Annotated in this window: 26 protein-coding genes; 14 read left to right on the plus strand and 12 right to left on the minus strand. The window is 59.2% G+C overall.

Annotated elements, in window-relative coordinates; all coding sequences use genetic code 11:
• Window positions 1-9: 9 nt before the first annotated feature.
• The gene (locus tag NA78x_RS03570) at window positions 10-1,377 is read right to left on the minus strand and encodes a TolC family protein (RefSeq protein WP_425617046.1); all 1,368 of its coding nucleotides are present in this window, start codon (window positions 1,375-1,377) and stop codon (window positions 10-12) included.
• Between the two features lie 344 nt (window positions 1,378-1,721).
• Here NA78x_RS03570 and NA78x_RS03575 point away from each other — a divergent pair, with 344 nt between their 5' ends.
• Both NA78x_RS03575 and NA78x_RS03580 read left to right on the plus strand, forming a co-directional pair.
• Window positions 1,722-4,409, plus strand: a complete 2,688-nt coding sequence (locus tag NA78x_RS03575) for a DUF1553 domain-containing protein (protein WP_425617047.1) — start codon at window positions 1,722-1,724, stop codon at window positions 4,407-4,409.
• A gap of 12 nt (window positions 4,410-4,421) precedes the next feature.
• On the plus strand, window positions 4,422-5,912 hold the full coding sequence (locus tag NA78x_RS03580; RefSeq protein WP_425617048.1) for a DUF1501 domain-containing protein: 1,491 nt from the start codon (window positions 4,422-4,424) through the stop codon (window positions 5,910-5,912).
• A gap of 23 nt (window positions 5,913-5,935) precedes the next feature.
• On the opposite strand, the gene NA78x_RS03585 is transcribed toward NA78x_RS03580, so the two are convergent.
• Together NA78x_RS03585 and NA78x_RS03590 are read right to left on the minus strand one after the other, a co-directional pair.
• Complete coding sequence (locus NA78x_RS03585) at window positions 5,936-6,601, minus strand: redoxin domain-containing protein (RefSeq protein ID WP_425617049.1); 666 nt, start codon at window positions 6,599-6,601, stop codon at window positions 5,936-5,938.
• Window positions 6,602-6,604: 3 nt separating this feature from the next.
• A complete protein-coding gene (locus NA78x_RS03590; protein WP_425617050.1) occupies window positions 6,605-7,366 on the minus strand; it encodes a hypothetical protein in 762 nt (253 codons plus the stop codon).
• A 180-nt stretch (window positions 7,367-7,546) separates the two neighbouring features.
• Here NA78x_RS03590 and NA78x_RS03595 point away from each other — a divergent pair, with 180 nt between their 5' ends.
• Complete coding sequence (locus NA78x_RS03595; RefSeq protein ID WP_425617051.1) at window positions 7,547-8,059, plus strand: hypothetical protein; 513 nt, start codon at window positions 7,547-7,549, stop codon at window positions 8,057-8,059.
• Between the two features lie 106 nt (window positions 8,060-8,165).
• On the opposite strand, the gene NA78x_RS03600 is transcribed toward NA78x_RS03595, so the two are convergent.
• The 4 genes from NA78x_RS03600 to NA78x_RS03615 all read right to left on the minus strand — a co-directional run bounded on the left by NA78x_RS03600 (window position 8,166) and on the right by NA78x_RS03615 (window position 11,867).
• Entirely contained in the window at window positions 8,166-9,566 is a 1,401-nt protein-coding gene (locus NA78x_RS03600) for a trypsin-like peptidase domain-containing protein (RefSeq protein WP_425617052.1), read from the minus strand.
• 496 nt (window positions 9,567-10,062) lie between these two features.
• Window positions 10,063-10,494 (minus strand): ATP-binding protein, encoded by a 432-nt coding sequence (locus NA78x_RS03605; protein ID WP_425617053.1) that lies wholly within the window; start codon window positions 10,492-10,494, stop codon window positions 10,063-10,065.
• Between the two features lie 57 nt (window positions 10,495-10,551).
• Entirely contained in the window at window positions 10,552-10,917 is a 366-nt protein-coding gene (locus tag NA78x_RS03610) for an STAS domain-containing protein (protein WP_425617054.1), read from the minus strand.
• 668 nt (window positions 10,918-11,585) lie between these two features.
• On the minus strand, window positions 11,586-11,867 hold the full coding sequence (locus tag NA78x_RS03615) for a hypothetical protein (protein WP_425617055.1): 282 nt from the start codon (window positions 11,865-11,867) through the stop codon (window positions 11,586-11,588).
• A gap of 92 nt (window positions 11,868-11,959) precedes the next feature.
• Between NA78x_RS03615 and NA78x_RS03620 the strand changes: the two genes are divergently transcribed.
• The 6 genes from NA78x_RS03620 to smpB all read left to right on the plus strand — a co-directional run bounded on the left by NA78x_RS03620 (window position 11,960) and on the right by smpB (window position 16,577).
• Window positions 11,960-12,505 (plus strand): DUF3997 domain-containing protein, encoded by a 546-nt coding sequence (locus tag NA78x_RS03620; protein WP_425617056.1) that lies wholly within the window; start codon window positions 11,960-11,962, stop codon window positions 12,503-12,505.
• Window positions 12,506-12,560: 55 nt separating this feature from the next.
• Complete coding sequence (locus NA78x_RS03625; RefSeq protein WP_425617057.1) at window positions 12,561-13,025, plus strand: DUF4385 domain-containing protein; 465 nt, start codon at window positions 12,561-12,563, stop codon at window positions 13,023-13,025.
• 59 nt (window positions 13,026-13,084) lie between these two features.
• The gene (locus NA78x_RS03630) at window positions 13,085-13,873 is read left to right on the plus strand and encodes a (Fe-S)-binding protein (protein ID WP_425617058.1); all 789 of its coding nucleotides are present in this window, start codon (window positions 13,085-13,087) and stop codon (window positions 13,871-13,873) included.
• Window positions 13,870-15,300, plus strand: a complete 1,431-nt coding sequence (locus tag NA78x_RS03635) for a lactate utilization protein B (RefSeq protein WP_425617059.1) — start codon at window positions 13,870-13,872, stop codon at window positions 15,298-15,300. The genes NA78x_RS03630 and NA78x_RS03635 overlap by 4 nt, the downstream gene beginning before the upstream one ends.
• A complete protein-coding gene (locus tag NA78x_RS03640; protein WP_425617060.1) occupies window positions 15,287-15,886 on the plus strand; it encodes a LutC/YkgG family protein in 600 nt (199 codons plus the stop codon). Before NA78x_RS03635 ends, NA78x_RS03640 begins: the two co-directional genes overlap by 14 nt.
• Before the next feature lie 142 nt (window positions 15,887-16,028).
• Entirely contained in the window at window positions 16,029-16,577 is a 549-nt protein-coding gene (gene smpB / locus NA78x_RS03645) for an SsrA-binding protein SmpB (protein ID WP_425619497.1), read from the plus strand.
• A 55-nt stretch (window positions 16,578-16,632) separates the two neighbouring features.
• Here the strand turns inward: smpB and NA78x_RS03650 are convergent, their stop codons facing one another.
• Window positions 16,633-17,454 carry an SDR family NAD(P)-dependent oxidoreductase gene (locus NA78x_RS03650; RefSeq protein ID WP_425617061.1) on the minus strand — a complete coding sequence of 274 codons (822 nt, stop codon included), beginning with the start codon at window positions 17,452-17,454 and terminating at the stop codon, window positions 16,633-16,635.
• Window positions 17,455-17,602: 148 nt separating this feature from the next.
• Here NA78x_RS03650 and NA78x_RS03655 point away from each other — a divergent pair, with 148 nt between their 5' ends.
• Together NA78x_RS03655 and NA78x_RS03660 are read left to right on the plus strand one after the other, a co-directional pair.
• Entirely contained in the window at window positions 17,603-17,965 is a 363-nt protein-coding gene (locus NA78x_RS03655) for a 4a-hydroxytetrahydrobiopterin dehydratase (RefSeq protein ID WP_425617062.1), read from the plus strand.
• Window positions 17,966-17,972: 7 nt separating this feature from the next.
• A complete protein-coding gene (locus NA78x_RS03660) occupies window positions 17,973-18,791 on the plus strand; it encodes a hypothetical protein (RefSeq protein ID WP_425617063.1) in 819 nt (272 codons plus the stop codon).
• Between the two features lie 24 nt (window positions 18,792-18,815).
• Here the strand turns inward: NA78x_RS03660 and NA78x_RS03665 are convergent, their stop codons facing one another.
• The 3 genes from NA78x_RS03665 to NA78x_RS03675 form a co-directional block, all read right to left on the minus strand.
• Entirely contained in the window at window positions 18,816-19,919 is a 1,104-nt protein-coding gene (locus NA78x_RS03665) for a YIP1 family protein (protein ID WP_425617064.1), read from the minus strand.
• 10 nt (window positions 19,920-19,929) lie between these two features.
• On the minus strand, window positions 19,930-21,090 hold the full coding sequence (locus tag NA78x_RS03670; RefSeq protein WP_425617065.1) for a YIP1 family protein: 1,161 nt from the start codon (window positions 21,088-21,090) through the stop codon (window positions 19,930-19,932).
• Window positions 21,091-21,178: 88 nt separating this feature from the next.
• Entirely contained in the window at window positions 21,179-22,591 is a 1,413-nt protein-coding gene (locus NA78x_RS03675) for a hypothetical protein (RefSeq protein ID WP_425617066.1), read from the minus strand.
• 253 nt (window positions 22,592-22,844) lie between these two features.
• Between NA78x_RS03675 and NA78x_RS03680 the strand changes: the two genes are divergently transcribed.
• Window positions 22,845-23,033, plus strand: a complete 189-nt coding sequence (locus NA78x_RS03680; RefSeq protein WP_425617067.1) for a hypothetical protein — start codon at window positions 22,845-22,847, stop codon at window positions 23,031-23,033.
• An 18-nt stretch (window positions 23,034-23,051) separates the two neighbouring features.
• Here NA78x_RS03680 and NA78x_RS03685 read toward each other — a convergent pair whose 3' ends face one another.
• Window positions 23,052-23,462, minus strand: a complete 411-nt coding sequence (locus NA78x_RS03685) for a hypothetical protein (protein WP_425617068.1) — start codon at window positions 23,460-23,462, stop codon at window positions 23,052-23,054.
• 503 nt (window positions 23,463-23,965) lie between these two features.
• Here NA78x_RS03685 and NA78x_RS03690 point away from each other — a divergent pair.
• Window positions 23,966-25,471 carry a hypothetical protein gene (locus NA78x_RS03690; protein WP_425617069.1) on the plus strand — a complete coding sequence of 502 codons (1,506 nt, stop codon included), beginning with the start codon at window positions 23,966-23,968 and terminating at the stop codon, window positions 25,469-25,471.
• A gap of 355 nt (window positions 25,472-25,826) precedes the next feature.
• Window positions 25,827-26,837 carry a hypothetical protein gene (locus NA78x_RS03695; RefSeq protein ID WP_425617070.1) on the plus strand — a complete coding sequence of 337 codons (1,011 nt, stop codon included), beginning with the start codon at window positions 25,827-25,829 and terminating at the stop codon, window positions 26,835-26,837.
• Window positions 26,838-26,858: the final 21 nt, after the last annotated feature.

The following is a 26,858-nucleotide window of genomic DNA, read 5'->3' on the forward strand; positions in this document are numbered from 1 at the left end:
TGGCCCGAATTATCTCGCTGACAGGCTGTTCTGCAATAGAAAGCCATCCATCTCGGCTTCGGCCAGGCGCAGGTCTCGCAGGGCATCGAGATAGGTAAGATTGGCCGTGGCGAAACTGCGTTCGGCCAGGAGCAGGCTTAGGTAGTTGAGTTCACCAGCCTGGTAGGCCCTGCGCGAGAGCTCGGTCGATTCTTGCGCGAGCGCGAGAATGGTCTTTTCGTAGCGTTCGACCTGGTTACGAGAATTCTGATATCGCTCGAAGACGGGTGCCAGCCGTTGTTGCAAGTCGAGTTCCACCTGCTGCAAAGCGCGCTCGGCGATGGCCACTTCGCCCTGGGCCTGCACGATGCCACCCTGGTTCTTGTTCCAGATCGGAATGGGCATATCGACGACCAGCGAGCCATCGGGGCGGCCGCCGATGCCGTTGTCTTGCCAGTTGTACAAGGCTTGCAGGTTGACGTTTCCCTTCTTTTCTACGAGTGCCCGTTGATAGGCCCAGCGGGCACGTTCGATGTTACTCGCCGCGGCCGCGACTTCCGGGCTGGCCGACAGAATGTGGTGCAACGTCTGCTGATAGTCGAAGTTTTTGCAGGCGATGGCCGCATCACCGGCGAGTGCTTGTGGCGGCAAGTGAGGCTGGCCGATTACAGCCGCTAACGATTGCCACGCTGCGTTGTGCCTGTGCTGCGCGTTCTTGAGCGTCACGCTGGCCGACTCGAACTCAAGGCGCGCCTGCAGCACTTCCAACTTACTGATTTCTTGAGCTTGAAACAGACGCTCGGTGGTTTCGACCGCGCGCTGATAGTTACCAGCGATGATGTGCGAAACGTCGATCTGCCGCTGAGCAATCAGCACTTGATAAAAGGCCGTGCGCACATCAGTGAGCACGCGATACTCCTGAGCCATGTACTGTTGCTCGGCCTGGGCCACTTCGTGGGCCGCAGCCTGGCGATTCAGGTTCAGTTTGCCGCCTCGCACGATCTCTTGCGTGGCATACACGCCATGTTGTTCGGCCAAGCCGCCACTGCCCAGCTGTTGCCCCGAATAACCAACGGACGGGTTCGGTGGCAAACCAACCTGCACCCACTTACCTCGCGCCACTTGAATGCCCGCTTGAGCACGAGCTAGCGAGGGATTGCTAGACAGCGCCATCTGCTCAAGATCGACCAGCGATAACTGCGGCCGAGCGAGGGGTGTGATGACTGTCTCCGCGGGTGTCACCGCCGCTTGCGCTTGATGGTTGGCCGGCCGAATTTGCACAGGCTGCTGGGCGAACAGGCCGCTGGTCATGGCGACGTAGCAACTTAAGCCAACGACGCCATAGCGCCACGGCTGAAGTGTGCGTGCGAGTTTATGCACCAACGACGTTACGAGCACGGTTGGCTCCGAGGTGGGCCGAACAAGGCGGTAGATTCGTGACTGGTAGGCTTCAGGCGGGAAGATCGGCAAAGGACGCAACAGCCGATCAATGGGAGTCATCGACACAGCGAGTAGCATCCCTAGAGGCGACAGACTCGTTGCCCGCACAGGTTAAGTCGCTGGCACTGCTAGCGCGGCGGTGCTTCCTAGATTGCCCGACGCTTCAGCTCACGCTTTGGGTTCCCTGACCGTGACATCCCTGAACCCAACCCGAGACTTTCCCTCTCCCACCGAGTACGATAACGGCTACGGCCCGCCTCTCTTTCCCACCTTGGCCAAGACCCTCGCCCGAGGATTTTTGCATGGCCCAGCGTTTGACTCTTGTTGTTGGTTTTTTGCTCGGCAGTCTTGCCCTGGGCTCGAGCGCGCTTGCTGAAGAGGAAACCGCCGCTGGGAAACCTGCGGGCGAGTATGCGAGCAAAATCAAGCCAGTGCTGCGTGAGCGGTGCTATGCCTGCCACGGCGTGCTGAAGCAGGAAGGCGGCCTGCGGCTCGATACGGTTCAATTGGCTACGAAGGGCGGCGATAGTGGCGCGGCGATCAAGGCCGGCGATGCCACGAGTCTGATCATCGCCCGCGTTTCGGCCGCGGAAGAATCGGAGCGGATGCCGCCGGAAGGGGAACCGCTCAAGCCCGCCGAAGTCGAAGCTATGAAAGCCTGGATCGCCGCCGGCGCGCTGGCTCCCGCCGATGAACAGCCCGAGCGCGACCCGCGCGAGCACTGGGCGTTTAAGAATCCGGTTCGTCCACCGCTGCCGACCGTTGCCAATCCAGCTTGGGCGCAAAACCCCATCGATGCCTTCATTGCGGCCGAACATGCGAAGCGAAATCTCACTCCGCAGCCAGCAGCCGACAAGCGACTCTGGCTCCGTCGCGTTTCGCTCGACCTGGTTGGTTTGCCGCCGACCACTGACGAGCAGACAGCATTTCTGGCCGATAACTCCGCGGAAGCCTACGACAAAGTCGTGACCCGTTTGCTCGACAGTCCTCAGTACGGTGAGCGCTGGGGACGTCATTGGATGGACATCTGGCGGTTCAGCGATTGGTGGGGGCTTGGGGCCGAGGTGCGCAACTCGCAAAAGCACATCTGGCATTGGCGCGACTGGATCATCGAGTCGCACAACGCCGACAAAGGCTACGACCAGATGCTGCGCGAAATGCTCGCGGCCGACGAACTCTGTCCGAACGATCTCGATCGCCTGCGCGGCAGCGGATTCCTCGCCCGGCAGTACTTCAAATTCAACCGCACCAGTTGGCTCGACGAAACGGTGGAACATACCGGCAAAGCGATGCTCGGGCTGACCTTTAATTGTGCCAAGTGCCACGACCACAAGTACGATCCGTTATCGCAGGTCGAATACTATCAGCTGCGGGCCATCTTCGAGCCCTATCAGGTTCGCACCGATGTCGTCGGCGGTGAACTCGATTTCGAAAAGAACGGCATCCCCCGCCCGTTCGATTGCAATCTTGACGCGGAGACCTTCCTGCACATTCGCGGCGACGATCGCAATCCCGACAAGACCAAACCGATTGTTCCCCAGATTCCGACTTTCCTCTCTTCCGTTCCCTTTGCGATTGAACCGGTGACTTTGCCCGTCGAAGCGTATCAACCCGGTTTGCGCCCCAGCGTGATCGAGGCGCATCTGCAAGTGGCTCAACAAGCAGTTGCCAAAGCGAAGGAAGCCGTCGACGCTGCGAATAAGAAACTCGACGTGGCAGCGGAAGGAGACAAAGCGGTCGCAGAACTCGAACACACCATCGCCGCGAAGTCCCTGGTAACCGCCGAAGCTCAGTTGGCGGCAGTGAATGCCCGTGTTGCCGCGGATCGCATCAAGTACGCGAGTCCCGATTCAGCGGATACTAAGCCGCTGTTCACCGCTGCCGCACTGGCAGAGAAAACAGCTGCGGCGAAGAAGGCCGACGAAGAACTCTCTCGCGCTGAACTGGCCGTGTTGAAAGCGCCGGCCGAGAAGAAGGCAGATCCCGAGAAGAAACTCGACGCCGCCAAAAAGGCTCTCGAACTGGCCGAGAAGGCGCTGGCGATGCCGGGAGAAAGCTACACGTCGCTCGTTGGCTCGTTGAAGACTCTCGAAAACAATCTCGAAAAAGAGGACTCCCGGCGGAAGCCTTTTCCCACCACGAGCACTGGCCGGCGAACGGCCCTGGCAAAGTGGATCACGGCCAACGAGCACCCGCTCACCGCGCGCGTGGCGGTGAACCACTTATGGAACCGCCATTTCGGTCGCGCGCTGGTTCCGACGGTTTTTGATTTCGGCCGTAAAGGGACCGCGCCAACGCATCCCGAATTGCTCGATTGGCTGGCCGTCGAATTGCGCGAACGCAACTGGAGCATGAAGCACCTGCATCGCCTAATTGTCACTTCGCAGACGTATCGACTTTCTTCATCGACGGCCGGTGCGAACGAAGCCACACTCGCCGCGGACGGCGACAATCGCTATTACTGGCACGGGAATCCGGTTCGCATGCAAGCGCAACTCGTTCGCGACAGCCTGCTGCATCTCGCCGGTGAACTCGATCTCACGCTGGGCGGACCTTCGATTCCCGTGGCCAACGAATCAACGAGACGCCGCAGCTTGTATTTTGTGCATTCGCACAACGAGCATCAAAAGTTCCTCTCCATTTTCGACGACGCCAACGTGCTCGAATGCTACCGCCGCTCCGAGAGCATTGTCCCGCAGCAAGCCCTCGCCCTCGAAAACAGCCCGCTCGCCTTCGACGTCGCGCAAAAGGTCGCCGCGCGGATTGAGAAGGGGAATCCGAAATGCAGTGATGATGATTTCACTAGAGCGGCCTTCATCAACGTCTTGAGTACCGAACCAACCCCCGCTGAACTCGAACTCGTCAAATCCTCGCTCATCCAACTCACCGACCTGGCCACATCGCAGAAGAAGCCCAACCCCTCCTTCTCCGCTCGCATTGCTATCATCCACGCGCTGCTCAACCACAACGACTTCGTGACCATTCGCTGAGGAGTGGACCCTATGAAAAGAAATTTCTCTCTCTCGCGCCCTCCCTCCCTCGCGCACTCGCCCTCTCCCACTCTTCAACCGCGCAGAAACTTCCTACGGGCAGGTCTCTCGTCAATCGCGCTGGGCACCATCCTCGCGCAAGACGGTATGCTCCGCGCCAATCCGGCGGACGAATGGCAGCCTCCAACTGGTCAGCCTCATTTTGCGCCGAAGGCAAAGAGCGTCATCTGGCTGTTCATGAACGGTGGCGTCTCGCACATGGAGTCGTTCGATCCGAAACCGGAGCTGACGAAGTACGCTGGCAAATCCATCAACGAGACGCCACATAAGGACGCGCAGAATCCGGAGAAGTTAAAACTGGCTCGCGTTACGGTCATCAACGATGCGAACGGCCAGCAGCGGAACAAGCTCTATCCGCTGCAAGTCGGTTTCAAAAAGTACGGCCAAGCGGGCATTGAACTGAGTGACTGGGTGCCGCATGTGGGCGGTTGCGTTGACGACATCGCGATTATTCGCTCGATGTACACGACCGACGATAATCACGGCGCGCAGACGCAGTTCCATTCGGGCCGCCACATGCTCGACGGCGAGTTTCCGACGCTCGGAGGTTGGGTCCATTATGGGCTCGGTTCGCTCAACGACAACCTGCCGCAGTTCATCTCGATGGGCAAGCGCGAGTATTGGAACGCGAAAGATGGGCACTATCTCGGCCCGTCCCATGATGCGATTCCGGTTCGTGTCGATCCAAAAAACCCACTCGACTTTGGCAAACCGGCCAGTAACATCTCGGCTGCCGAACAGCAGATCGGCTTTGACCTGGTCGGTAAGCTGAATCAATTGAAGGCCGAACAGTACCCCAACGATCCGGCGCTCAGTGCTCGGATTAAAGCGTATGAGCTGGCCTATCGCATGCAGACGTCAGTGCCGGAGACTTTGAATCTGGATGTGGAAACGAAAGATACTCAGGCCCTGTATGGGCTCGATAATCCCGCCACGCGCGAGTTCGGCCTGCAGATGCTGGCTACGCGACGTTTTGTGGAACGTGGCGTGAGATTCATTCAAGTGCAACATGGTGCCGGCGGCGCAGGAGCCTGGGATGCTCATAGCGGCTTGAAGGCCAATCACTCGAAAAACTTTGGCGCGGTCGATAAACCCATTGCCGGTTTGCTGAAAGACCTCAAGCAGCGCGGTTTGCTCGATTCCACCCTCGTCGTCTTCGCCAGTGAGTTTGGCCGCACACCCGGTTCACAAGGGGCCGATGGCCGCGACCACCATATCTACGGCTTCTCGGTCTGGATGGCTGGCGGCGGCATCAAGGGAGGCGTCGTTCACGGGGCCACCGACGAAATCGGCTTCCATGCGGTGGAGAATCGGCACTACGTCACCGATATTCATGCCACGATCCTGCACCAGCTCGGCCTCGACAGCCGGAGGCTAGAAATCCCCGGCCGCAAGCGACTCGATATCGATCACGGCAAGCCAATTCGGGAGATCCTGTCGTAAGTCCTGCGTGGCAATAGCTCCGCTTACATGCTCTTCTTTGCCAGCAAGGCATCGATCTGGGTGCGCATCTCCAACGTCACGCCCGAACGGTAGCCAATCCAGACGCCTCGCACGATTCCCTGCTGATCCAGTAACACGGTTGTCGGATAGGCGAAGTTGCCGTCGTTCAGTTCCATCAGTTCTGTGCGCGTCGCGAAAGTCGCATCGCGATGAACGGGCAACTCGAAGCCTGCACTCTTCAGATAAGCAATCGTGAGCGACTCTAGTTCCCGCTCGTCTTGATTGGGCATGCAGGTGACCGAGACAAAGCGAAATCTGCTCTCGTCCTGCAAGCTTTCGCGCAGCTCCATCAGTTCGGGAAACTCCAATCGGCACGGGACGCACCAAGGGCCCCAGAAGTTGATCAGCACGACCTGACCCTGCAGCGAGGCCGAGGTCAGAGGCGATTCGTCACCCGTGAGTGGTTCCAAATGCAACTTCGTCAGTTGCTGGCCGACCGCCGGTTGCGCTTCGACCGAGCGTGACGTTGAAAAAATGCGCACTGCCAAGACAATGGCAAGGATGACGCCCAGCGTGGCCAGCAGACCAACCAGTCTGCCGTTGTTGCGGCGCGGCAGGCCCAGGTGATGCTGGTCGGCGGCATCGCCCCATTCGGTGGACGCCTTCGATGTTCTCGATGAATCCGGCACTTGCTATTCCGCCTTCTTCTCTTCCGTGGGAGCGGGGTTCGCTTCGCCTTCCACGGCCGGAGTTTCTGCAGGAGCCGGCGCGCTGCCAGAGTCCTTGGGGAATTGCATGTGCGCCGCCACGGCATAGGCGAAGTCGCGATGCTTCTTCAGGCTGTTTTTGTATTGGTTGTCGCTGTTCGCCGTCACGGTCAGCTCGACCGTGTAAAGCCGTTCGCTGCGAATAGTTTGCAGCGATTGAATGGCACACGGAGCATCACTAAAGCTGGCGATGCGCACGTGCCGCACCCAGGTGTTGTCGCCCAGAATCAGCGGCGTGGTCGCGTCGACTTTCTGAATCTTCTTGCCTTCCTTCAGCGCGATGGATTGCATCGCTTTGGCAAACTCCGCCGCGTTGTCGGGTGTGGTGCTGGCTTTGTCGTCAGTGGGCGGATCGGAGACGTTGATCGTAATGCGCGGCAACTTCGCGGCACTTCCCTCTTCAGGAATCATCGCCGCCAGCGACTTCGAGCCCTTGGGCAAGGTTCGCCAACCCACCGGCACGCTGAACACAATTCGACCCTGGTCTTGAGGCGCCAGCGGCTTCTCTACCTCCGGCAAATCGGCGATGGCATAGCTCTTGATCTCGGAGCTGGTCGACTCCACTTCTGCTCCGCCGCCTTCATCACCGCCCGACGACGAAACGCTATCAGTCGAACCACAACCGGCGAGCAGCAACAGCCCGACCATAGCGATGCAGAACCCACCACCCGCAAAAAACCTACGCATGAAGTCAATCTCCGGCAAAGCCAAACATATATGCCTGCAGCGTCCCATCTTACCTTCCTGCCGACACGCTGTCCTGCCAGCGTGCCGTCGACCACAGTCAACTTGCCCAGTTTGTCTTTCGGGCAGGTGGTCTGCTGGCCTACAATTTCGCCATTCAACCACTGGGAAGGAACCCCTGCGATGGCAACTGGGCTGCGAACTGGCAAACGACGAACCTGGCTGATCTTGGCGATTGCCATTACCACGCTGTGTCTCAACTGTTGGGGCGAAGAGAAAGCCCAAGCACCGGCTGCGCCGGTTGCCGACCAAACGCCGAAGGCCGCAGTGCCGGAAGCCAAGTACATCAATCAGGCCTTGGATGCTGTACGTGCTCAGCAGGGGAACTTGCTGCAGGGAACCGCGGCGGAACAGATCGGCGGCAAGATCACCGATGAAGAACGACGCGAAGCGCTCGCCCGCGTCGCGGCTCGCCATGCCGCCGAGCAGTCCGAGTTGCCTGCTGCGCCGCTGAACCTGCCGCCGGCGGAGTCGCTGGCTGAACTCGACCTGCTAGCCAACCAGCTGCGCATGATCGGCCGCTCGCTCGATGCCCGTGCGGCTGACTGCGAAGATCAAGGCTCGTTTGCCGAAGCCGATCGCCTGCGTGCCGTTGCCCAGCGCTTGCGCCGCGAAGCTCGCACCCTAGCCAAGTAGTAACCTCGCTCCGTCACCGTACTCATCTCGCTCCGTCGAGATGACAGCAGCGCGCGGTGGACCGAGCAATCGAGCTGGCTCATCTTGGGGAGCAACATGACTACGGTTAGCGAGTGCGTTCGGCGAAGCGCAGGTGGCCGTAGAGGGTGTCGCTGCCACGCAAGATGTAGAAGAGCACAGGCTCTTGGCGGTTGACGTCGTCGCGATCGAGAACGTACGAGACGTTGTCGAGCGAGACCGTTTCCCAGACATGCATGCCGACCAGGACATCGCCGCGGCGAATCCCTTGGGCCGAGGCTGGACTATCACCGCGGACTGCAGTGACCGAGAGACCACCGCGATAGCGGCTGTTGAGCGTTTTGAATTCCGCTTCGTCCATCGGCGCGAGCCGCAGACCGAGGTTCTCCCACACCCGATCGGCCAGGGCGACCTTGCCACCCTTGTTGCCGCTGGCTGGTGCCAGGACGATGTTGGTCGTCATGCGACTACCAGAGCGAAGCACTTCGATCTGTAGATCTTCTGTCTTCTTGCGACCAAGCAGGGCCAGTTCAATGTCGAGGGCTCGTTCGATCTTGCGTTCGCCGATGGCAGCAATCACATCGCCCGGTTGCAGATTGGCAATCTCACCGGGGCTTTCGCGCCGCACGCTGCTGACGACAAACGTCCTTTGCGAAGGTTCGCACTTGGTCTTGCCGACGATGCCATGGCTTTGCTGTTCGAGCCGTTCGATGCTCATCAGCTTGGCGGCCACTTCGAGGGCTTCGTCGATGGGAATGGCAAAGCCAATTCCCTGCGCGCCCACTCGCACCGCCACGTTGATGCCAATCACATCGCCATCGGCATTGAAGAGTGGACCACCCGAGTTACCCGGGTTGATGCTGGCGTCGGTTTGAATCAGGTCTTGATACTTTTGTTCGTCGCTGACCTGCACCGTGCGATGCAGCGCGGAAATGATCCCTTGCGTGACCGTGTAGTCGTAGCCATAGGCATTGCCCATGGCGACTACGGTCTCGGCGGTGAGCAGATCGCAGCTGGTGCCGAACTGAACCGACTTGAGCGGTGTTTCGGGTTCGATCTTGATGACGGCCAGATCGGTCTTCGGGTCGTGCGCGATCAGCTTGGCGATGGCCTGGCGATCGTTGTGCATCGAGACCTGAATATTGCTCACCCCTTCGACCACGTGATAGTTGGTCAGGATGTAGCCGCGAGCATCGAAGATGATGCCCGTACCCATGCCATTCACTTGCTTCATGCCGTCGCTGCCATACGAGGCGTTTTCAGCTCGCACGGTTTTGCGGCCGTGAATGTTCACGACGGAAGGCTTGGCGGCTTCGATGGCCCGGATGAGAGGCGTGAAGCGGTTCTCGGCAGCGGCCGCTTCGGGAGCCAGCGACGAGAGCGCGAACGAGCCGGTGCCGAACACCGCGGCAGCACAAGCGAGCGAAAAGCCTTGCAACCAGCGCCGGCGATTGGCAGTCTGGCTCGGGCGTAGATTAAATACTGGCATTGCGGGCTCGTTGCTGCGGGTTCAACGTCAATGCGGATCAACCAACGCCTGTCGACAAATGTCGCCACTGCACCAACGTGCTCTGCCGGCAACTGGGTCGTTGCAGGCAGGTGAAAGCGCGGCGGCAGAACGTTGCCGGGACGTATCCGTCCGAAGGTTTGATCGGTCCCTGCCGCGCTTTGGCTTCATCGTGCGTGTGCGTCGTCGCACACTCGTCCTAGCTTGCCAGTGGGAGAGTAGTTAAACCCTAGCGATTAACTGGCGAGAATTCGCTAGCGGTGCCAGCAGAAGCAGCCGCCCCATTTCAGCGAGCGTCAGAGTGCTGCAAGGTTGATTTTATCGCATAAATCGCGGGCGAACTCGGCCGCGCGCGGTGACAATTTGACCGGCGAAAAAGCGCGAGCAGAGTCGCAGGCAACGTGCGGAGGAAGCAGCAGCAACGACAGAATTCGTCAGCAGCCAGCACGAGAAGGGAAGAAGAGTGGCTAGCAGTAGCTCAATTTCCGCTAGCAGACTTCTCTTTTTCCATAATCACCAGATTGCCCCGCCCCGCATAATCGACGCGGGTCATGAAGGTGCGAATCAACAACACGCCGCGGCCGTGAGGCCGGTCGAGATGTTCTTCGCTGGTGGGATCGGGCAATTGGGCAGGATCGAAACCGGGACCATCGTCCTGAATCTCGATCCGCACATAGTCGTCGGCCAGGTAAAAACGGAGCTGCACTTCTTTACCTGGATCGCTCTGGTTGCCGTGACGAATGGCGTTCACCAGTGCTTCTTCGAGCGACAGGTGAATGCCGTACACGTCGCGCGAGGGCCAGCCAACCCGTTCCAGCTCGGCGAGCAACTTGGCGATGGCATCGTGCCCCGGCGCAGCTTCACTAGGAAAGCGGCGTTCCAGCTTCCAATTCCAGTCAGGCTGGGGCATGGCAGATCCGAAATGCGGTGATCGATAGGCCGCCATCCCTGGGCAGCCGCGGGCTGATTAGAGCCCGGTCAGGGCTTCGCCTTCGGTTCCCTTGATATCAAACAGTTGATTCAAGCGAGTGATGGCGAAGACTTCGTAAATTTCTGGCCGCAGTTGGCAGAGTCGCATCTTGCCACTGTGAGCCTTGACCTTCTTCTCGAGGATGATCAGCTTGTTGAGGGCCGCCGAGGACAGGAACTCGACGTTGGCGAAGTTGAGAACCAGCAGTTTGCGGGCTTCCTTCTCGACGAGGGAAAACAGCTCGTCTCCCAGTTCCTGGATGTTGGTGGCGTCGATGATCTTGCGGTCAACAAACCGGACCAGAGTCACGTCGCCTGTGGTGCCGCTAAAACTGGTCAACTCAATCCGCCGATAAACCGCCATGCTTGGCTCCCGAATAAATGACGCCGAGGGTGGACAGAAAAGAACCGCCAACTGCGCAGTAAAAACCGCCCGTCGTCACCCGCAAGGAGTCAAATTACTCCACACCCCCCGCGAATGCAATCCGCAGCGAGGGTGGGTGGTGGCTGGTTTTCGGTCGCTTGGTCACCGGCCGATCTCAGGCTCATGCCACGGTGGTGGCTCCCAAACCGCCGGTCTCAACTTCCGGTCGATCTGCTCCAGCGGCCAGAAAGCATACGAGCCGTAGCTACGTACGTTACGGTAGTCATAGACCAAAAACCCTTCCTCTCCCCAAGACCCAGTTACGGGAACGAGGGTACCCCGCGGCGTAACCAACGCCAGATAACTCCCCACGTACAGCAGCGGCAGGAGCAGCAGCAACACGGCCGCCAAAATCGGCGCGGCGGAGCGGGAGCTAGATTTGCCCATTGAGCCCCGAGCTTTTCAGATGACTGTCAACCCACCGCAAATGGGCAAGAGCAGCCGCCCATCCGAACGAGAGTAACAGCATCAAAATTAGCAGCGACAAAATGGAAACTCTTCGTGTCTTTAACTGCTCCCAAAAAATCCAAATCCAGATTCCAAATGTCAGGGCAGTCTCCGTAAGAATGATGTCCATGATGCCCGCCATTCTAATCACGCACGAGCCTCTAGAAATTGCGGGGCCACCACGAATCGGGACGCACTGCCTTGTCGATTCGCTCCAGCGGCCAATACAGCATGTCTAGCCAAGAATGGACGCTATACCTCAAATCATCGCCTTCCAAGTAGAGCACCACAGGGTATTCGAGCACTCGATCTCCGTCCGGCCTTTCATACGGATCAACCAGCGACAGATAACTCCCGACGTACAACACCGGTAACAGCAGCAACACGGCGGCAAAGATCGGCGCGGCGGAGCGAGCAGGCGGTGACGTATTCTGATGAGGCATGGGGTTTATCTCACGAGCCGATGCTTTGTGCCGATGCGTTGCAATTCAGAAAACCCGCTGCGCGAGCGAGGCGAGTGCTTAGCGTCGCACGGATGTTTAGCCGCTGGAAGACCATTCGTCGTGGAGTCGTGCAATTCGCTTTCCTCGCTCACGCTGCGGGTGTCCTGAATAGAATGGCAAGGATGAAAATCAATTCTCACCACTCTCGCTCCTGGACCGCAGTCGGCATCTTGCTGCTGACAGCATTGGCTGGCTGTCGGGCTCGAGATTTTGGGTTTGCAGGTGCTGCTGACTTTTCAGCGCAGCTGCCACAGGGGTTCGTCGTCTACCGCACCTCCGCTCACCAAATCGCGATTGCGCCGAAGGATTCACCTCCGGTAATACCTGCTAAGGTTATCGAAATCGATCATGACGATTTGTGGTTGATCGCAAAACAACAACACCTGCGGCAGCGCAAGGCAAAGCCGAATGACACCTATGAGGAGCCTGATCCAGGAGTGTTCAGCTACTGGATTCTGCGATTCGACACGACGGAAGTTCGCGGACCCCTGTCGCTCGTTGACTTCGAGAGTCAGCGCAAGAAACTGAATGTGCCGGCATCGTTGAAACTGCACTCCGTCCACGACTATCGCCTGTAGTGCGATTTACTGTTGCTGCGATCCACCTACGCCGCTGGAACAATAGCCATTCATCATGCCCCGCCTTCCGTTTGATTACTCGCTGGATTTTCAGAGCACCGATTTTCGCAAGCAGCCGGAGTTGTATCGGGTGGGGAAGGGGGAGCAGGGAGTGCTGCTGGTGGAACCCTACAAGAGCGAGATTCTGCCTCACTGGCGGTTCAAGAGTGTGGCCGAAGCGAAGAAGTCTGCGGCGAAAATCTACCGGATGTTTCTGGCTTACCTGCGGGCGAAAGACTTTCCCGGTGCCGACATGGCTCGCAAGTTCCTGCAAATGGGTTGGACTCGCGCGCGGCGTTACTCGAATCACCAAGGAGGCCGCAAATACGACAAGCAAACGGGTGCTGAGTTGCCTCGGACCGTCGACCCCGAAAAAGCGGCGGCAGCGGCCGTGTTTTACGAGCGCTACGTCGCCGCTCGCGAACATGCCGTCTATCTGCAGCAAAAGGCTCAACATCTGGCCCAGCACGAAACAGCCTGAAGGTCGGCAGTGAGTCGCGACTTCCCCACTCGCATTGCTCGCCCGCTTGGTACAATACTTTGACCAACATTGCCTGTGAGTTGCTCTCCCCGCGTTTGCCCATGCCCACCATTGGTCTGTTCATCCCCTGTTACGTCGATCAGCTTTTTCCCAAAGTTGGCCTGGCCACGCTCGATTTGCTTGAGAGCCTGGGGCAAACCGTCGAGTTTCCGACTGCCCAGACCTGCTGCGGCCAGCCCATGGCCAATACGGGCTGCCTGGATGATGCCCGCCCGCTCGCCAAGCGGTTTCTCGAAATCTTTGGGCCTTACGATTACGTCGTGGCCCCTTCCGGCAGTTGCGTGGCCATGGTGCGGAATCATTACGATCACTTGCTGCATCACGACCCGGCCCTGGAAAAAATTAAGGCCAAGACGTTCGAGTTGTGCGAGTTCCTGACCGACGTCCTCAAGATCGAAAAGCTTCCCGGCCGCTTTCCGCATCGCGTCGGGTTGCATCAAAGTTGCCACGGCCTGCGGGAGCTGCGCCTGGGTAGTTGCAGCGAGGTGATGGGCCCACAGTTCAGCAAAGTGAAACAAGTGCTGCAGATGATCGATGGGATCGAGTTCGTCCCGCTTACCCGTCCCGACGAGTGCTGCGGCTTTGGCGGCACGTTCGCGGTGAGCGAAGAAGCCGTCAGCTGCCTGATGGGCGAAGATCGCGTCGCCGATCACGAGCAGGCCGGCGCGGAAGTGCTCACCGCCAACGATATGAGTTGCCTGATGCACCTCGACGGCATCATTCGCCGCCAGAAGAAGCCAATTCGCGTGCTGCACGTCGCCGAGATCTTGTCGGGGAGTGCCACATGAGCCCTTCGCATCCCGTACTCGCCGACGGCTTCATCAAGGACAAAGAACGCGCCCGCTGGCACGATCAAACCTTGTGGTTCGTGCGTCACAAGCGCGACCTCGCCGCGAAGTCCCTTCCCGAATGGGAAGACCTGCGGACTGCGGCATCCGCCATCAAGATGCACACCCAGCAAAAGCTGGCCGACTATCTCGAACTATTCGAGCGACAAGCGACCAAGCTCGGCGCGAAGGTTCACTGGGCCGCCGACGCTGCCGAACACAACCGAATCGTGCTCGAGATTTTGCAAAGCCACGGCGTCACCCGGCTGGTGAAGAGCAAGAGCATGCTCACCGAAGAGTGCCATCTCAATCCGCATCTCGAAAAGCATGGTATCGAAGTCATCGATAGCGACCTGGGCGAACGAATTGTCCAGATGCAGGGAATGCCGCCCAGTCACATCGTGCTGCCGGCCATTCACCTGAAGAAGCAAGACATCGGCGACCTGTTTCACAAAGAGTTGCATACCGAAGCGGGCGCTTCCGACCCCAAGTATCTGGCCGAAGCGGCTCGCCAACACTTGCGCGATAAGTTCATGCGGGCCGAAGCGGGCCTGACGGGTGTAAACTTTGGCATTGCCGAGACTGGCGGCATTGTGATCTGTACCAACGAAGGAAATGCCGACATCGGTGTCTCGCTTCCCAAGGTACATATCGCCTGCATGGGCATCGAAAAACTGATTCCCCGCGCGAAGGACCTGGGCGTCTTCTTACGCTTGCTCGCGCGCTCGGCAACTGGCCAGCCCATCACCACTTACTCTTCGCACTTTCATGGTCCGCGAGCCGGCGGTGAGTTGCATATTGTGCTCGTCGATAACGGCCGTTCACAGATTCGTGCTTCGAGCGACTATCGCCGCTCGCTGAACTGCATTCGCTGCGGCGCGTGCATGAACACCTGCCCCGTGTATCGTCGCAGCGGCGGCTATAGCTACAACAGCACCGTCCCGGGCCCGATCGGTTCGATCCTTTCCCCCGCGATGGATAGTGCCAAGCATTACAGCTTGCCGTTTGCCTGCAGCCTGTGTGGCTCGTGCACGGATGTCTGCCCGGTGAAGATCGATTTGCACAATCAATTGCTCACGTGGCGCGGCGAGATCGCCAAGCGGAATCAGCTGCCGCTCGATAAAGTGCTCGGCATGAAGCTGGCGCGAATCGTGCTTGGCACTTCGTGGATTTATCGCCTCAGCGGTTGGCTCGCGCGGAAGATCGTGCCAGTGCTGCCTCGCTGGCTGATCTACAACCGGCTGAATCCCTGGGGCAAGCAACGCGAGTTGCCAATGTTCCCCACGCATAGCTTTCGCGAAGAGCTGAAAACTCGGCAACAACAGCAGGCAAAGCAGCAACAACCGAAGCAGCCGAATTTGAAGCAGGGCGGTCATGGCCAGTCGTGATGAAATCCTCGCCAGGCTGCGAGCGGACACCCTTCCCAATCAAGACTTGCCCGATCTGGCCGGCCCGTGGATCGCCTACGAGAACGCCGCCGAGCAATTCGCCAAGTCGCTCGCCGGCATCGGTGGCAGTTGCCACTTTGTCGATTCACTCGACGCCGCGCGCGAACATTTATCGCAGCTGACGGTCTTTCAAACTGCGAAACAGGTCGCCTCGCTGGTGCCCGAGATCGCCGCTGGTAACATCGACGAACGAGCCTGCGACGATCCACATCAACTCGAGACCATTGACGTCGCCATTGCGCGGGGCGAGTTCGGCGTGGCTGAAAACGGTGCCATTTGGCTGTGGGATAGTCAGCTGCGTAATCGCGTGCTGCTGTTCATCACGCAACACTTGGTGCTGGTGATTCCCGCCGAGCAAATCGTCCATACGATGCACGCGGCCTACGAACGACTGACCTTCGATGGCACGCCGCGCTTCGGCGCGTTCATCGCGGGCCCTTCGAAGACCGCTGACATCGAGCAATCGCTGGTCATCGGTGCCCACGGCCCACGTTCGCTCACGGTATATTGTGTGAAGAGCAGCTAGTAATATCGCCCCCGGGCCCGCCCCGGGGGTTCATTGGCTTTTGCACTAGCTTGCCGCAGTTGCAATGAGTAGTGCAAAAGCCAATGAACCCCCGCCGCAGGGGCGGGGGCGTTTGTTGCAGAAATCAGATCGTCATAGCATCATGGGCAAAGGCCAACCAAAACCGACGAAACCACCGCCGACCAAGGCGAAGGCTGATAAGTCAGCAGGCAAGAAGCCCGCTGCGCCCAAAGAGCCCGAAGGGAAGATGGTCTCCGATAATCGCAAGGCTCGGTTTCGGTTCGAGATTCTCGACACGCTCGAATGCGGCGTGCAACTGCTCGGCAGCGAAGTGAAAAGCCTGCGCGACGGCAAGCTGTCGCTCGACGAAGCATACGCTCGTGTGAAGGACGGCGACATCTGGCTCGTCGGTGCCGACATCGCTGAGTACAAGCAGGCGACCATCTGGAATCATGCTCCCAAGCGGCCTCGCAAACTGCTGATGAAAAAGGTCGAGCAGGAAAAGTTCGCCGGCCTTGCGCACGAAAAAGGGCTGACGCTCGTCCCTTTGAAGGTCTACTTCAACCCGCGCGGCATCGCCAAGGTGCTCATCGGCCTCTGTCGCGGTAAAAAGCTGCACGATAAGCGCGAGACCCTGAAAAAGAACGACGCCAAACGCGACATCGACCGCGCCATGCGCCACAGATCGTAGCCAGTAAACAATTTTTGCCGGAACTGCGTTCGTCCACTTGTTGCCGGCCAACAAGTTACCCGCCCGTCATGCGTTTCGTCAGCCAATCGCCGAGACTCGGCCAGAGCGCACTGAGGGTAAAGAGCAAGCGAGCCTTCGCGGGAACGATCAGTTCGAGTTGGCGACATTCGCAGGCACGGAGGATGCGCCGGGCGAGATCGTCGGGTTTGATGCCCTTGAGCTTGACGCCACCACCGGGCTGGCGCGCTTCGGCGGGCAGGTTGCTGGCCTCGGCGTCGTAACGCGAGCCGGCATCGTCGCGGGCGATTGGTCCCGGACAAACGAGCAGCACGTGCAAGCCCCGCTCGCCCAGTTCCAGGCGAAGCTGCTGTGAGTATGCGGCGAGGGCGAACTTGCCCGCCGGATAAGCGCCGAGAAACTTCGAAGTTGACTTCGACGCCAACGAACCGATCTGTACCACGTGACCGTGCGTCGTCAGCAGCAGTGGCAACAGCGCCCGCGTACAACGGACCGCCGCGAGAAAATTCAGCTCCCACAGTTCCTGAAACTGCTCGGGCGTCGTGTCTTCGATCTTGCCACGACTACTCTTGCCGGCGCAGTTCACCAGCAGGTCGAGCTTGCCCCAGGTCTCTTCGACCGTGATTCGCATCCGGTCGACATCGGTCTGCTGGGTGATATCGGCGGCAATCGCGAGCGTGCGATCAGCGGGAACTTGCAGCGAATCAATGGCCAGTTGCAATTTGGCAGCATCGCGGGCGACGAGCGCCACCTTCGTTCCCGCAGCCGTCAATTGTCGGGCAATCGCCAGCCCTAGTCCCGACGAAGCTCCCGTGACCAGCGCGCACTTCGTAGCAGCATCGGCAGTGGTCCAGGGCATGCGCAGGCTTCAATTCGAGGGCGAGAAAGGATTGGTGGAGTTGGCTCCGCGATTATAGCTCGCTTCGCCCCTGTTGTTTGCTCCTCCCCTTTGCCATGCTGCGACTTGGCAACGATAATGAAGGCAGGAATCATCCTGGAGCAAATGCATGGCCTCTCAATCACCGGCAGAACTGACGAAGAAAAAGTGCAAACCGTGCGAAGGGGGCGTCGAGCCTTATGCGGCCCGCGATGCCGAGCAGCAACTGGCCCAACTGCCAGGCTGGCGACTCACGCACGACGGCCAGCGGATTCGCAAAGACTGGAACGTCAAGAACTTCATGGTCGGCATCAAGTTCTTTGACGAAGTGGCCCAGATCGCCGAAGCCGATCAACATCATCCCGACCTGCACCTCGAAGGCTATCGCCGCGTCTGGATCGAGATCTTCACCCACGCCATCGGCGGCCTGAGCGAGAACGATTTCATTCTCGCCGCGAAGATCGATCAGATTCCGGTAGATGCGAAGAAATAGCCCGGCCATGCGAGAAAAAAGCTGGCGCGAATGGCAAGCAGCCTGGAGCGAGGCGCAGCAAGGGAAGAAGCCCGCTGCTCGTCGCGAAGCTCTCGAAGTATTCCTGAAAGCACCGCTCGTTGTGGTGCTGAAGCTCGCGAAAAAGAATCGCAAGCTGATGCAACGTCCTGTCAGATCGTTCGCGGCGAATGTAGCCCGCGAGTATTTCTTCGCTGCTTCGATTTCTAAGAACGTGCTGCGGGCTGTAGTACACGTTCGGGTTTGGCAAGGGCGTGGCCAGTCGCGAATCGAGGAGATTCTCATCTGCGATCAGGTGACTGTCGGTCTAGTGCCCGATGGATATTTGATTCGCGAGCTCGTACACGCAGCGGCTGGCGGAATTGGCGGGCAGCGAGTCGTTAATGTGTCGGAGTATCTCGGATCTTGCGAGCCCGATTTTCGGGAAGACTTGAAACAGCAGTTCCCACGATTGAGGAGCTATCAATACCGGGGATCTATGGTTCGGTGTGCTTGGACAACCAGTCGTTTACAGTTGCGGTTGTGGCAGAAGCGATTGCAGGGCAATGGTGCTTCGTTAGAAGAAGCCCTGAGTGAACTGGAGGAATTCCTCGGTTCCCTGAGCATGACGTTAGAAGTGGAAGCGCTGGTTCAAAAAGCACTGAACTCTGCAATCATTCCCCATCTGACTTCCGCAAATCCAACCATCCAAAATCTGGCTTGGCGAACTTGGAATACGCTCAATCACGGTGTTCGCCCGCCCGGGTTTCCGCCGCCTGCTCCTCCTGAATGGTCGCCACCGGTTGGTAAGATCAAACCCAAGAAGTAGCGGCGATTGAGAGAAGCAGTGAGGTCACCCCGCTGCGGCGGCGAATGCCACCAGTGCGACGATGGACATCACGAAGCCGACAATCAGCACGACGTAGCCCACAAACGAGATGACGACCGCACCGACTGCCTGGCCGGTCGTGCAACGATGGGCTTCGAGCAGCGCGTTGATCAAGCAGGCCAATCCCCAGACGAGCACCACGCAGCCTCCGACGCAGGGAATCATTCCCACAATCGTCATCGTGCCAAAGCTGTACGCGGTGAGTCGAAAGGTCGTCTCATAGCCGCGATTCGCGCCGCCGACGACCATCAGCGAGCCGTGCAAAAAGGCCGCCGCGATAAAGCAAAACAGCGGCGACAAGATCAGGCCAGCCGCCATGATGACGACATACCCAATCAACGTGTAGATCAACTCTTGCCCGTTCCCCTGGCCACCTTGCGCGCCCATTTGCAGCGCTGTCCAGCCACCCTGGAAGATCATGTTGACCACTAGGCTGATGCAGGCACAGACCATGTAAAACCCGAGTGGCCCCAGGTAACCTCCGTCGGGCTTCATCCGGCGAAACGCGTCGTTCATCTCGAGCAGAATGAGCTTGAGCGTTTCGAACCAACTGCTGGGGCCGACTTCCAAGTCCCAGGGCAAGCCTTGAGAGCTGCTTAGCAGATGCTGCGGAATCGAATAGGGCGAGGCATACGGATTGGCGGCTGCATCGCCAAACGATATTGGTCCAGCCGGTTTGGGCTCGCGCGGCGCGCCATCAGCAAAAGGATTGCTGGTGCCCAGATTGCCCGCGACGGGATAGTTGCTACCAGGAACCGGCGTGGGATTGTGAGAGATCGGTGCGAACGCACCGGCATTTGGCAGCCACGCAGGGGGAGCCGGTTGTGGCAGTGCGCTGGGCGGTGAAAACGGATCAGTTGCAGGTGGATCGAAAGAACCGGGCAAGCCAGCACTCGGCAAACCAGCGCTCGGTAGCGCCGAGCCTAAACTGCCGAGACCTGGATCCGACGAGGCGTCAGGAATCTTGTTGATCGCCTGGCAACCTGGACAACGCGCCATCTTGCCGGCACTGGCATCGGGCACACGCAACGGGCGACTGCACTGCGAACAGCTGAATTCAATGGGCATGAGTTTCCAATCAGCGGTTCTGGGAAGCAGCTTGGGCGATGATGGCCATGATGGCCGAAAAGAACAGCACGGCAAAGATGGTAAACAGACCGCAGATGACAATGATCGGCAGCAAGACTGCCATCGCCGCGCGACCAGGCGGCACTTCGTGGGCCTTTTGCACGGCGATGATGTTGACCGCGATCGACCAGAAAAGGAGAGCCAGCGGGCCGGCGACGGGAATCAAGTTAAGCCAGGCTAAGCCACCCTGAGAAAAGGCAACGATGCGAAACGAGGTGTCGAACGTCTGCCGACTGCCACCACAAATGAGCAAGCAGACATGCAGAACAGCGCCGCCAATGAAATTGCCCAGCGTGGCTCCCAGCCCCACCGAGAGAGCCCCGATCACCAGTTGTTGAACGGCGCTCATCATCACGCCCATGCCGATTGCCTCGGGGGGCGCGCCGATCGAGGCCATCATGATGAAGGAGAAGAGGACGCCCCAAACCAGATTCCCCAGCGAGGCGATGCCCAGGCCCCACATCGAGAAGAACATGGGGTTGCCCATGTCCCCGCGCTGCCACATCATCGAAAACGCGCGGCCGGGATCGAAGGAAATGAGCTGGGCCGTATCCATGTACGACTTGAAGTTCTTGTGGCGATTTCGTTCCCAGGGCAAACCCTGGCGGCCACCTTTGGCCGGGGCAGTGGTCGCGGAATGCGAATCGTAAGTGCCCGCGGGAGAGGCATACGGATTGGGCGGCGCGACAAAACCCCCGGGCTGTGGGCTCGGTGGACCACCGAGAAAATCGAACGAGCCGCTCTTCGCCGGACTGCCACCTGCACCACCGACTGAACCGCCGCCGTGCCCGCCGGAAAAGTCGAAAGGATTGGGTGGTGGGGGCGGCGGAGGAGGTGGTGGGGGCGGACCAAAGCCTGGCTGACCATAACCTGGTTGTGGAAAGCCCGGTTGCTGAAAGCCCGGCTGACCATAACCGGCCGGCGGAGCAAACGTCGGGGGCGGTGGCGGCGCGAAGTTGCCCTGCGGCGGTGGCGGAGCGTACTGCTGCGGACTCGTCGCAGGAATCTGCATCAACAGCTGACACTTCGGGCAACGAGCATTCTTGCCGGCACTCGTGTCCGGCACTCGCAGCAATTGATTGCACTGCGCGCAGCGAAACTCGATTGTCATGATTCAGCCATCGCGTGAAGGAGAGCCATTGTTAGTGGACGGTGTGACCGCAATTGTTGTTCTTCGCTCGGCTGGGCAGCAGCTTGCCTTAACTTCGGAAAGACCGTTTTATATTCTCTTGATAAAGCACGACAAGCGCCCAAATGGAAAACGGGAAGGTACAGCAGCCGATACACGGAATCGCTCCGCCCCAGGCAGCTGCCAAGGCGTTGCCGTACCCTCGGCGCTGGATCATGCCCACCGAACCGACAATGATCATGATCTGGACGATGAGGATGATCAACATCCAGACGAATTCGGCAATCTGCCAGGCCAGGTAACCACCCAAGTAAGCTTGCGATTCGAGCGACATCGACTGCGACGAAACCCACAGCAGGGCGAAGAGCCCATAGGTGGCCCGGAACAGTGGCAGGACTAGCAGCAACAACGTAAAACCGGCGCCGATCATCTGAAAGATGGCCGGCAACATCAAGGTCGAGTTATCGCCGCTACCTGCCCCGCCAGGCTGTGGATAGCCGGCCGACGGTTGCGAATATTGAGGCGATTGATACGGATTGGGATCGAAGGCGCTGTTCGGCGGCAGTCCATACGGGGCCGGCGGAATGCCGAGCGTCGCGGCTCCGCCGTAGGCATCGTGGCCGACTGGGGTGAGGACCGGCAGATTGGTAAACGCATCGACCGGTGTCGAAGGTGGCAATGACGCGGGACCACCAAAGGGATCGTCGGTAAGGGGTTCCAGGCCTGCGTTCTCGGGGGGGAGTGGCTCCAGCTTGGGATGCGGCGCGAGAATCGGTGTGGGCTTGGCCGAAATGGTCGTGGGCTGCTGCGGCGTGACGGGCTGCGGAGGCGGGACCGCCAAGATGACCGAAGGTTGCAGCGCCACGGGCTCGGGGGCTTCGACCGTCGGCACGACTTTGGTTTCCGCCGGCTTGGCCGGGGTGAACTGCGACGACTTGGTCCGCTTGGCCGTCGCAATCGCTTCGGGCTTCGGCAACATCTTAGGTTCAGGCTGGCCGCTCTCCGGTGCCATGCCGATCTCGGGCTGAGCAGATCGCGCGGCCGGCCTTGCCGCCGCTGAAGCTGCTGCGGCTTTGTTCGAGAGCGGAATCTGCACGACGCTGGCGCAGTGCGGGCACTTTCCCTTTTTGCCGGCTGCCGCGCGAGGCGTGCGCACTTGCTGCCCGCACGAAGCGCAGAAAAACTCGATGGGGCCGGTCTCAGCCGGATCGGTTTTAGTCGGTTCAGCCTTCGGTGGTTGCGCCGCTGCGGGCGGAGAGGGCGCAGCCGGTTTTGTCGTCGCTGGCTTTGTCGGCGGCTTCGTCGGTGGCCAAGCCGAAGGAGATCCCGGCGCCGGCTTCGGCGGCGGTGTAGCGGGTGGGCGCGAGGCCAGCGGAATCTGCACGACGGCAGCGCAGCTGGGGCACTTTCCCCGCTTGCCGGCAGCTGCGTCGGGGGTGCGCACTAACTGGGCGCATTGCGGGCAGGGAAACTCGATGGTCATGACCGCTTCAAATCACCCGCGCCGGCTAGGGAGCTTCCAGCGATGAAAATTACAACCGCAGGGCACCTGGCTGCTGCCCCACGGTTCTCGCACGTTGGCTCTATCGTAATTAATCGAGGTGACCGATGCACGTCAGTGGTGGGGTAAAACCCGTTCGGCCTGTGCCGATTGTGCCGCCGCCGGAAAATTGATCAAAAGACTCGCCACCGCCGCCGATGAATCCGGAGTACGTCCGTTTTCTGCGAGGCCGTGTATGTGCGACACCAGCTGCGTTTCCGCCGCTCAAAATTCCTCCCTGCAAACGCAGATTCAAATCAGCGTGCTCATGAAGCAGCAATCGGCCGTGAAGCAACAGGGCGCGGCCGTGGTCGAACTGCTGCAATCGGCGGCTCAAGTTGGTAAGTCGCTCGATACCGGCAAAGCGTTTGACGCGGTGGGGTAAGGACCTCGCTTCCGCGAATCACGGCCGGGGAAATGCCGGCAACATCGGTCGCGTATTCACCGACGGCCGCGAGTAGTCCGGCAAGGGTGGCCGCTGGGTTGTGGCCGGCGGAGTGCTGCCAAAAGAGCTCGAGCCGAAGGCATTCGCAGCGGGCGAAGTGGAGACCGGCGAACTCGAGACTGTTGTACTACCGCCGCCGAACGAACTGTTCGTAAAGCCTTCGAGCGTGGGGCGCTGCGTGATGGTCGGCGTTTGTTGCAGTCGCTGATAGACCACAAAGCCGACGCCGCCAATGATGGCGAGCATCGCCAGCCAGAGGACTCCGTCGCGGACGACCGAGAAGACGCCTTTCAGTCCGGGGAATGCCCCGAACAGACTGATGATGAGTGCCAGCCCCGCCATGATGACGGCCACTAACGACAACTGCATGTTCGCGTCCAATTTCATGGCCGCACCCTGCCCGGACAGATGACCAAAAGAGCATCGCGGGTCGCGTTGGCTCTTCAGCAATCATTCTGAACGAGCGACACAACATGACCTCTTCTGTTTATTTCCGCTCGCAGCGATTTTGACAATCGTTTTCGCGCCTGATTCTTCGCGTCTCGCGAATTTTTCTCCAACTCAGTTCCACTTATTCCGCGTGCGAAAACTTTGCCGGGCGGTTGGGGGTGGGAACTAGGAGCTAGGAGCTAGGAACTAGGGGCTAGGGGAATTTTTTTAAAAAGTGCTTGTGAAAGAATCACGACGGTGAGATAGTAATTGGCATGTGTGCACTATGTCGTGCGCAGTTGGTTAGTAATTGGGTGGTCGTGAGAGGGTGAGAAGGCGGGTGTTCTTGGTTAACCAAGGATAGGCGCATGCGCTTCCAGGCATTTGTCTCGCACTTTCCCTCACTCCCACTTTCGCCGTCTTCACGCCCCGGAGTTTGAAACATGAGCAAGAAAAAGAAGACACAGAGCATCTTTCGTGCGCCGAAGCCGAGGGATTTGGAGATCTACGAGCGATGCTCGACGCATGGGGTCTCGCAGCGGATGGTGGCGGCGGAGTTCGGCATCTCGCAGCCTGCGGTGAGCAAGATTTGTCACAAGCTGCAGCGCTGGGAAGGCGAGCCCGAACTGACGACCAATCGCGAGACGGAGCACAAGAGCGAGCAGGGGCGGATCCAGCGCTTGCACATGCTGACGCGGCAGCACAAGCGTCGGCTCGATATGGGCTACTCGCAGATGTGCGAAAAGTGGCGGGCGTCGCAAGAGCCACAATTCAATGCGAAAAAACGCAAGTTCAAGGGCGACTTGATGGTAGAAACGTCGTCGAAGACTCGCGACGGCAATCCGCGATTTCTCAACGATGCGATTCGCATGAGCGAAAAGATGCTGAAGTTTGAAGGGATCAAACTCGATGGCACGGTCGACTTCGAGACGAAGAATCGGCTTCCGGAAGAGCCCGAGATGACGTACGACGAGCGGATGGCGGAACAGCGGCGGTGGATCGACGCGGCGCTGCCGGAGGTGGAGAAGTGGGAGGCGAAGGAAAGGGAGAAGGAAAGGCAGAAGGAAGAACGCAGAATGCAGAATGAGGGGAAGCTAGAAGAAGTTGCCGCCGTCTTTGGTCCCTCTCCTCTGTACTCAGGGGAGAGGGCTGGGGTGAGGGGCGAGCGCTGTGAGAGCGGTCTGGGTTCGCAGGAGAGTTGGCGAGCGAGCAACGCGATGTTGCCGGCTGCTAGTGCAAAAGCCGTTGAACCCCCGGGGCAGGCCCGGGGGCGGAAGGAAGAAACGCGGGGGCAGGAAGATGGATTCAGCACGTCCGAAAGTGGTTATCAAACGGTTATCACCGAAGGCGGAAAAACACCGGAAATAACGGCTATGAAATCGTGCGAAGTCGTTGAGACAATAGAAGATAGCGACGACGTGGTTATCGCTGAAATTATCGACGAAAAAGTTATCAAAACCGTCCCAACTCCCTCTCCTCGGTACTCAGGGGAGAGGGCCGGGGTGAGGGGCGACCGCTGGGAAAGTGGTCTGGGTTCAGAGGAGAGTTTGCGAGTTGGCAACGCGATGTTGCCGGCCGGTAGTGCAAAAGCCGTTGAACCCCCGGGGCAGGCCCGGGGGCGGGAAGAGGAAAGACGGGGGCGGATGGGAGAAGGTCGAGGGCAGGAGCGGTCGGATGCGACAATCTCCCCCTCTCCCGCTCTTCCACACTCCCCCTCTTCTTCCTGCCCGACGACTGAGTTCCTACGGTCGACGGCGCCGGCGTTTACGACGGAGCGGCATCCATCGGCGGTGGAGAAGTTTACGCCGAAGCCGGGCTCGGCGTTCAGCGTGGATGCGCGCGGCAGGTTAGTGCAGGAGGCGGAAGGTTTTCGCCGGCTGGTGCCGACGAACTGGATTGAGCCGCCGCCGAGTAAATTTCCCGTGCAGACGGTGGAGGAGTGCTTTTGAGCGCGGAGTGGGGAGCAGTTCGAAGTTTGTAGTTCGTGGTTTGTAGTTTGAGGACAGGGAGAGTTCGCGAGCGGGCTGGGCGATGTTGCCACGCAGTAGTGCAAAAGCCAATAAACCCCCGCCGCAGGGGCGGGGGCGGAAGGGAGAAAGGGGCGGAAGGAAGGTAGGAAAGGCCCCGCTCCGACCTCCGAATCCCGACTCGGGGTCCGCGAGGAGGGAAATGCCGGTTGTGCGGGGAATATCGAGGTGTGGATGCTGCGAATTCTGGGAAAGCTAGGAGTTTGGAAGTCGGCAAACTATACTCAACGACTGCAAGCATGCTCATCGCTCTTGGTTGGCAGTACTTATGAAATCCATGTTCTCAAAAGTTGTCGCTGTTGGCTGCCTCGCCGTCTGCACGTTGGTCCTGGCAGCGGGCCTGGTTCAGGCTCAGACCCGCCGGCTAGCACCAGGCGTGGTCACCACGATTCCTTCGACGCCCAACGAAGTAGAGATGTTCAGCGGGCCGCGCCCCCTGGCCGAGATTCCGATCGCCATTCCAGGCCTCGATTACAAGCCTAACTTGAGCCCGAAAACAGACACAGTCTTCGAACAGGCCAAGGCCAGCACCCTGCGGCGGACGATCTGGAACCTGGAGTTTGCGTTCAAGCCGATGCGGATGATTGAAGTCGATATGCCGCAAGCCAACGGCAAGATGCAGCGGAAGCTGGTTTGGTACATGGTTTACCGAATCCGTAACCTGGGGGGCCACTGGAAGCCCATCGCCAAGGAAGAAGATTTTCGCGGCACCAAGCACATCACCTACAGCAAAGAACTGACCAACATCGTCACGATTTTCGACAAGGAAACCGAGGATTTGCGGTTCTTCCCGCACTTTGTGCTGGAGTCGGTAGAGTTCAATAAGCAGTATCTCGATCGCGTGATTCCGGCGGCGATGCCCGTCATCAAAGCTCGGGAGTTTCCTGGCGATACGAAGATCAAATTGCACGACTCGCAGTCGATCATGGAGGTGCCGATTGGGGTCAGCAAGCCTGACGCGGACAAGGCCGTGTGGGGCGTGGTGACTTGGGAAGATGTTGACCCACGGATCGACTACTTCAGCGTGTATGTGCAAGGCTTGACCAATGCCTACCGCTACGAAGATCCCGCTGGGGCCTTCAAGGCTGGCGATAAGCCCGGCACAGGTCGCCAACTGACGCACAAGACGCTCCGCTTGAACTTCTGGCGTCCGGGCGATGCCATTGATGAAGCGGAAGAGGAAATTCGCTATGGGATGCGGATCGATCCCGATCCGGCCGAACAGGCGAAGATTTTCAAACTGTTTGGAGCGACAGAACGCCTTGATTACGAGTGGTTGTATCGCTAAAATCTGGGATTCGCAGCCGAT

This window comes from Anatilimnocola aquadivae (assembly GCF_049819085.1).
GTDB lineage: Bacteria > Planctomycetota > Planctomycetia > Pirellulales > Pirellulaceae > Anatilimnocola.

Excerpts from the sequence above, each read along its gene's own strand:
- NA78x_RS03575 (WP_425617047.1), top strand. The coding sequence starts at position 1,722 with ATGGCCCAGCGTTTGACTCTTGTTGTTGGTTTTTTGCTCGGCAGTCTT.
- NA78x_RS03580 (WP_425617048.1), top strand. The coding sequence starts at position 4,422 with ATGAAAAGAAATTTCTCTCTCTCGCGCCCTCCCTCCCTCGCGCACTCG.
- NA78x_RS03590 (WP_425617050.1), bottom strand. The coding sequence starts at position 7,366 with ATGCGTAGGTTTTTTGCGGGTGGTGGGTTCTGCATCGCTATGGTCGGG.
- NA78x_RS03595 (WP_425617051.1), top strand. The coding sequence starts at position 7,547 with ATGGCAACTGGGCTGCGAACTGGCAAACGACGAACCTGGCTGATCTTG.
- NA78x_RS03600 (WP_425617052.1), bottom strand. The coding sequence starts at position 9,566 with ATGCCAGTATTTAATCTACGCCCGAGCCAGACTGCCAATCGCCGGCGC.
- NA78x_RS03605 (WP_425617053.1), bottom strand. The coding sequence starts at position 10,494 with ATGCCCCAGCCTGACTGGAATTGGAAGCTGGAACGCCGCTTTCCTAGT.
- NA78x_RS03610 (WP_425617054.1), bottom strand. The coding sequence starts at position 10,917 with ATGGCGGTTTATCGGCGGATTGAGTTGACCAGTTTTAGCGGCACCACA.
- NA78x_RS03615 (WP_425617055.1), bottom strand. The coding sequence starts at position 11,867 with ATGCCTCATCAGAATACGTCACCGCCTGCTCGCTCCGCCGCGCCGATC.
- NA78x_RS03620 (WP_425617056.1), top strand. The coding sequence starts at position 11,960 with ATGTTTAGCCGCTGGAAGACCATTCGTCGTGGAGTCGTGCAATTCGCT.
- NA78x_RS03625 (WP_425617057.1), top strand. The coding sequence starts at position 12,561 with ATGCCCCGCCTTCCGTTTGATTACTCGCTGGATTTTCAGAGCACCGAT.
- NA78x_RS03635 (WP_425617059.1), top strand. The coding sequence starts at position 13,870 with ATGAGCCCTTCGCATCCCGTACTCGCCGACGGCTTCATCAAGGACAAA.
- NA78x_RS03640 (WP_425617060.1), top strand. The coding sequence starts at position 15,287 with ATGGCCAGTCGTGATGAAATCCTCGCCAGGCTGCGAGCGGACACCCTT.
- smpB (WP_425619497.1), top strand. The coding sequence starts at position 16,029 with ATGGGCAAAGGCCAACCAAAACCGACGAAACCACCGCCGACCAAGGCG.
- NA78x_RS03650 (WP_425617061.1), bottom strand. The coding sequence starts at position 17,454 with ATGCCCTGGACCACTGCCGATGCTGCTACGAAGTGCGCGCTGGTCACG.
- NA78x_RS03655 (WP_425617062.1), top strand. The coding sequence starts at position 17,603 with ATGGCCTCTCAATCACCGGCAGAACTGACGAAGAAAAAGTGCAAACCG.
- NA78x_RS03660 (WP_425617063.1), top strand. The coding sequence starts at position 17,973 with ATGCGAGAAAAAAGCTGGCGCGAATGGCAAGCAGCCTGGAGCGAGGCG.
- NA78x_RS03665 (WP_425617064.1), bottom strand. The coding sequence starts at position 19,919 with ATGCCCATTGAATTCAGCTGTTCGCAGTGCAGTCGCCCGTTGCGTGTG.
- NA78x_RS03670 (WP_425617065.1), bottom strand. The coding sequence starts at position 21,090 with ATGACAATCGAGTTTCGCTGCGCGCAGTGCAATCAATTGCTGCGAGTG.
- NA78x_RS03675 (WP_425617066.1), bottom strand. The coding sequence starts at position 22,591 with ATGACCATCGAGTTTCCCTGCCCGCAATGCGCCCAGTTAGTGCGCACC.
- NA78x_RS03680 (WP_425617067.1), top strand. The coding sequence starts at position 22,845 with ATGTGCGACACCAGCTGCGTTTCCGCCGCTCAAAATTCCTCCCTGCAA.
- NA78x_RS03685 (WP_425617068.1), bottom strand. The coding sequence starts at position 23,462 with ATGCAGTTGTCGTTAGTGGCCGTCATCATGGCGGGGCTGGCACTCATC.
- NA78x_RS03690 (WP_425617069.1), top strand. The coding sequence starts at position 23,966 with ATGAGCAAGAAAAAGAAGACACAGAGCATCTTTCGTGCGCCGAAGCCG.
- NA78x_RS03695 (WP_425617070.1), top strand. The coding sequence starts at position 25,827 with ATGTTCTCAAAAGTTGTCGCTGTTGGCTGCCTCGCCGTCTGCACGTTG.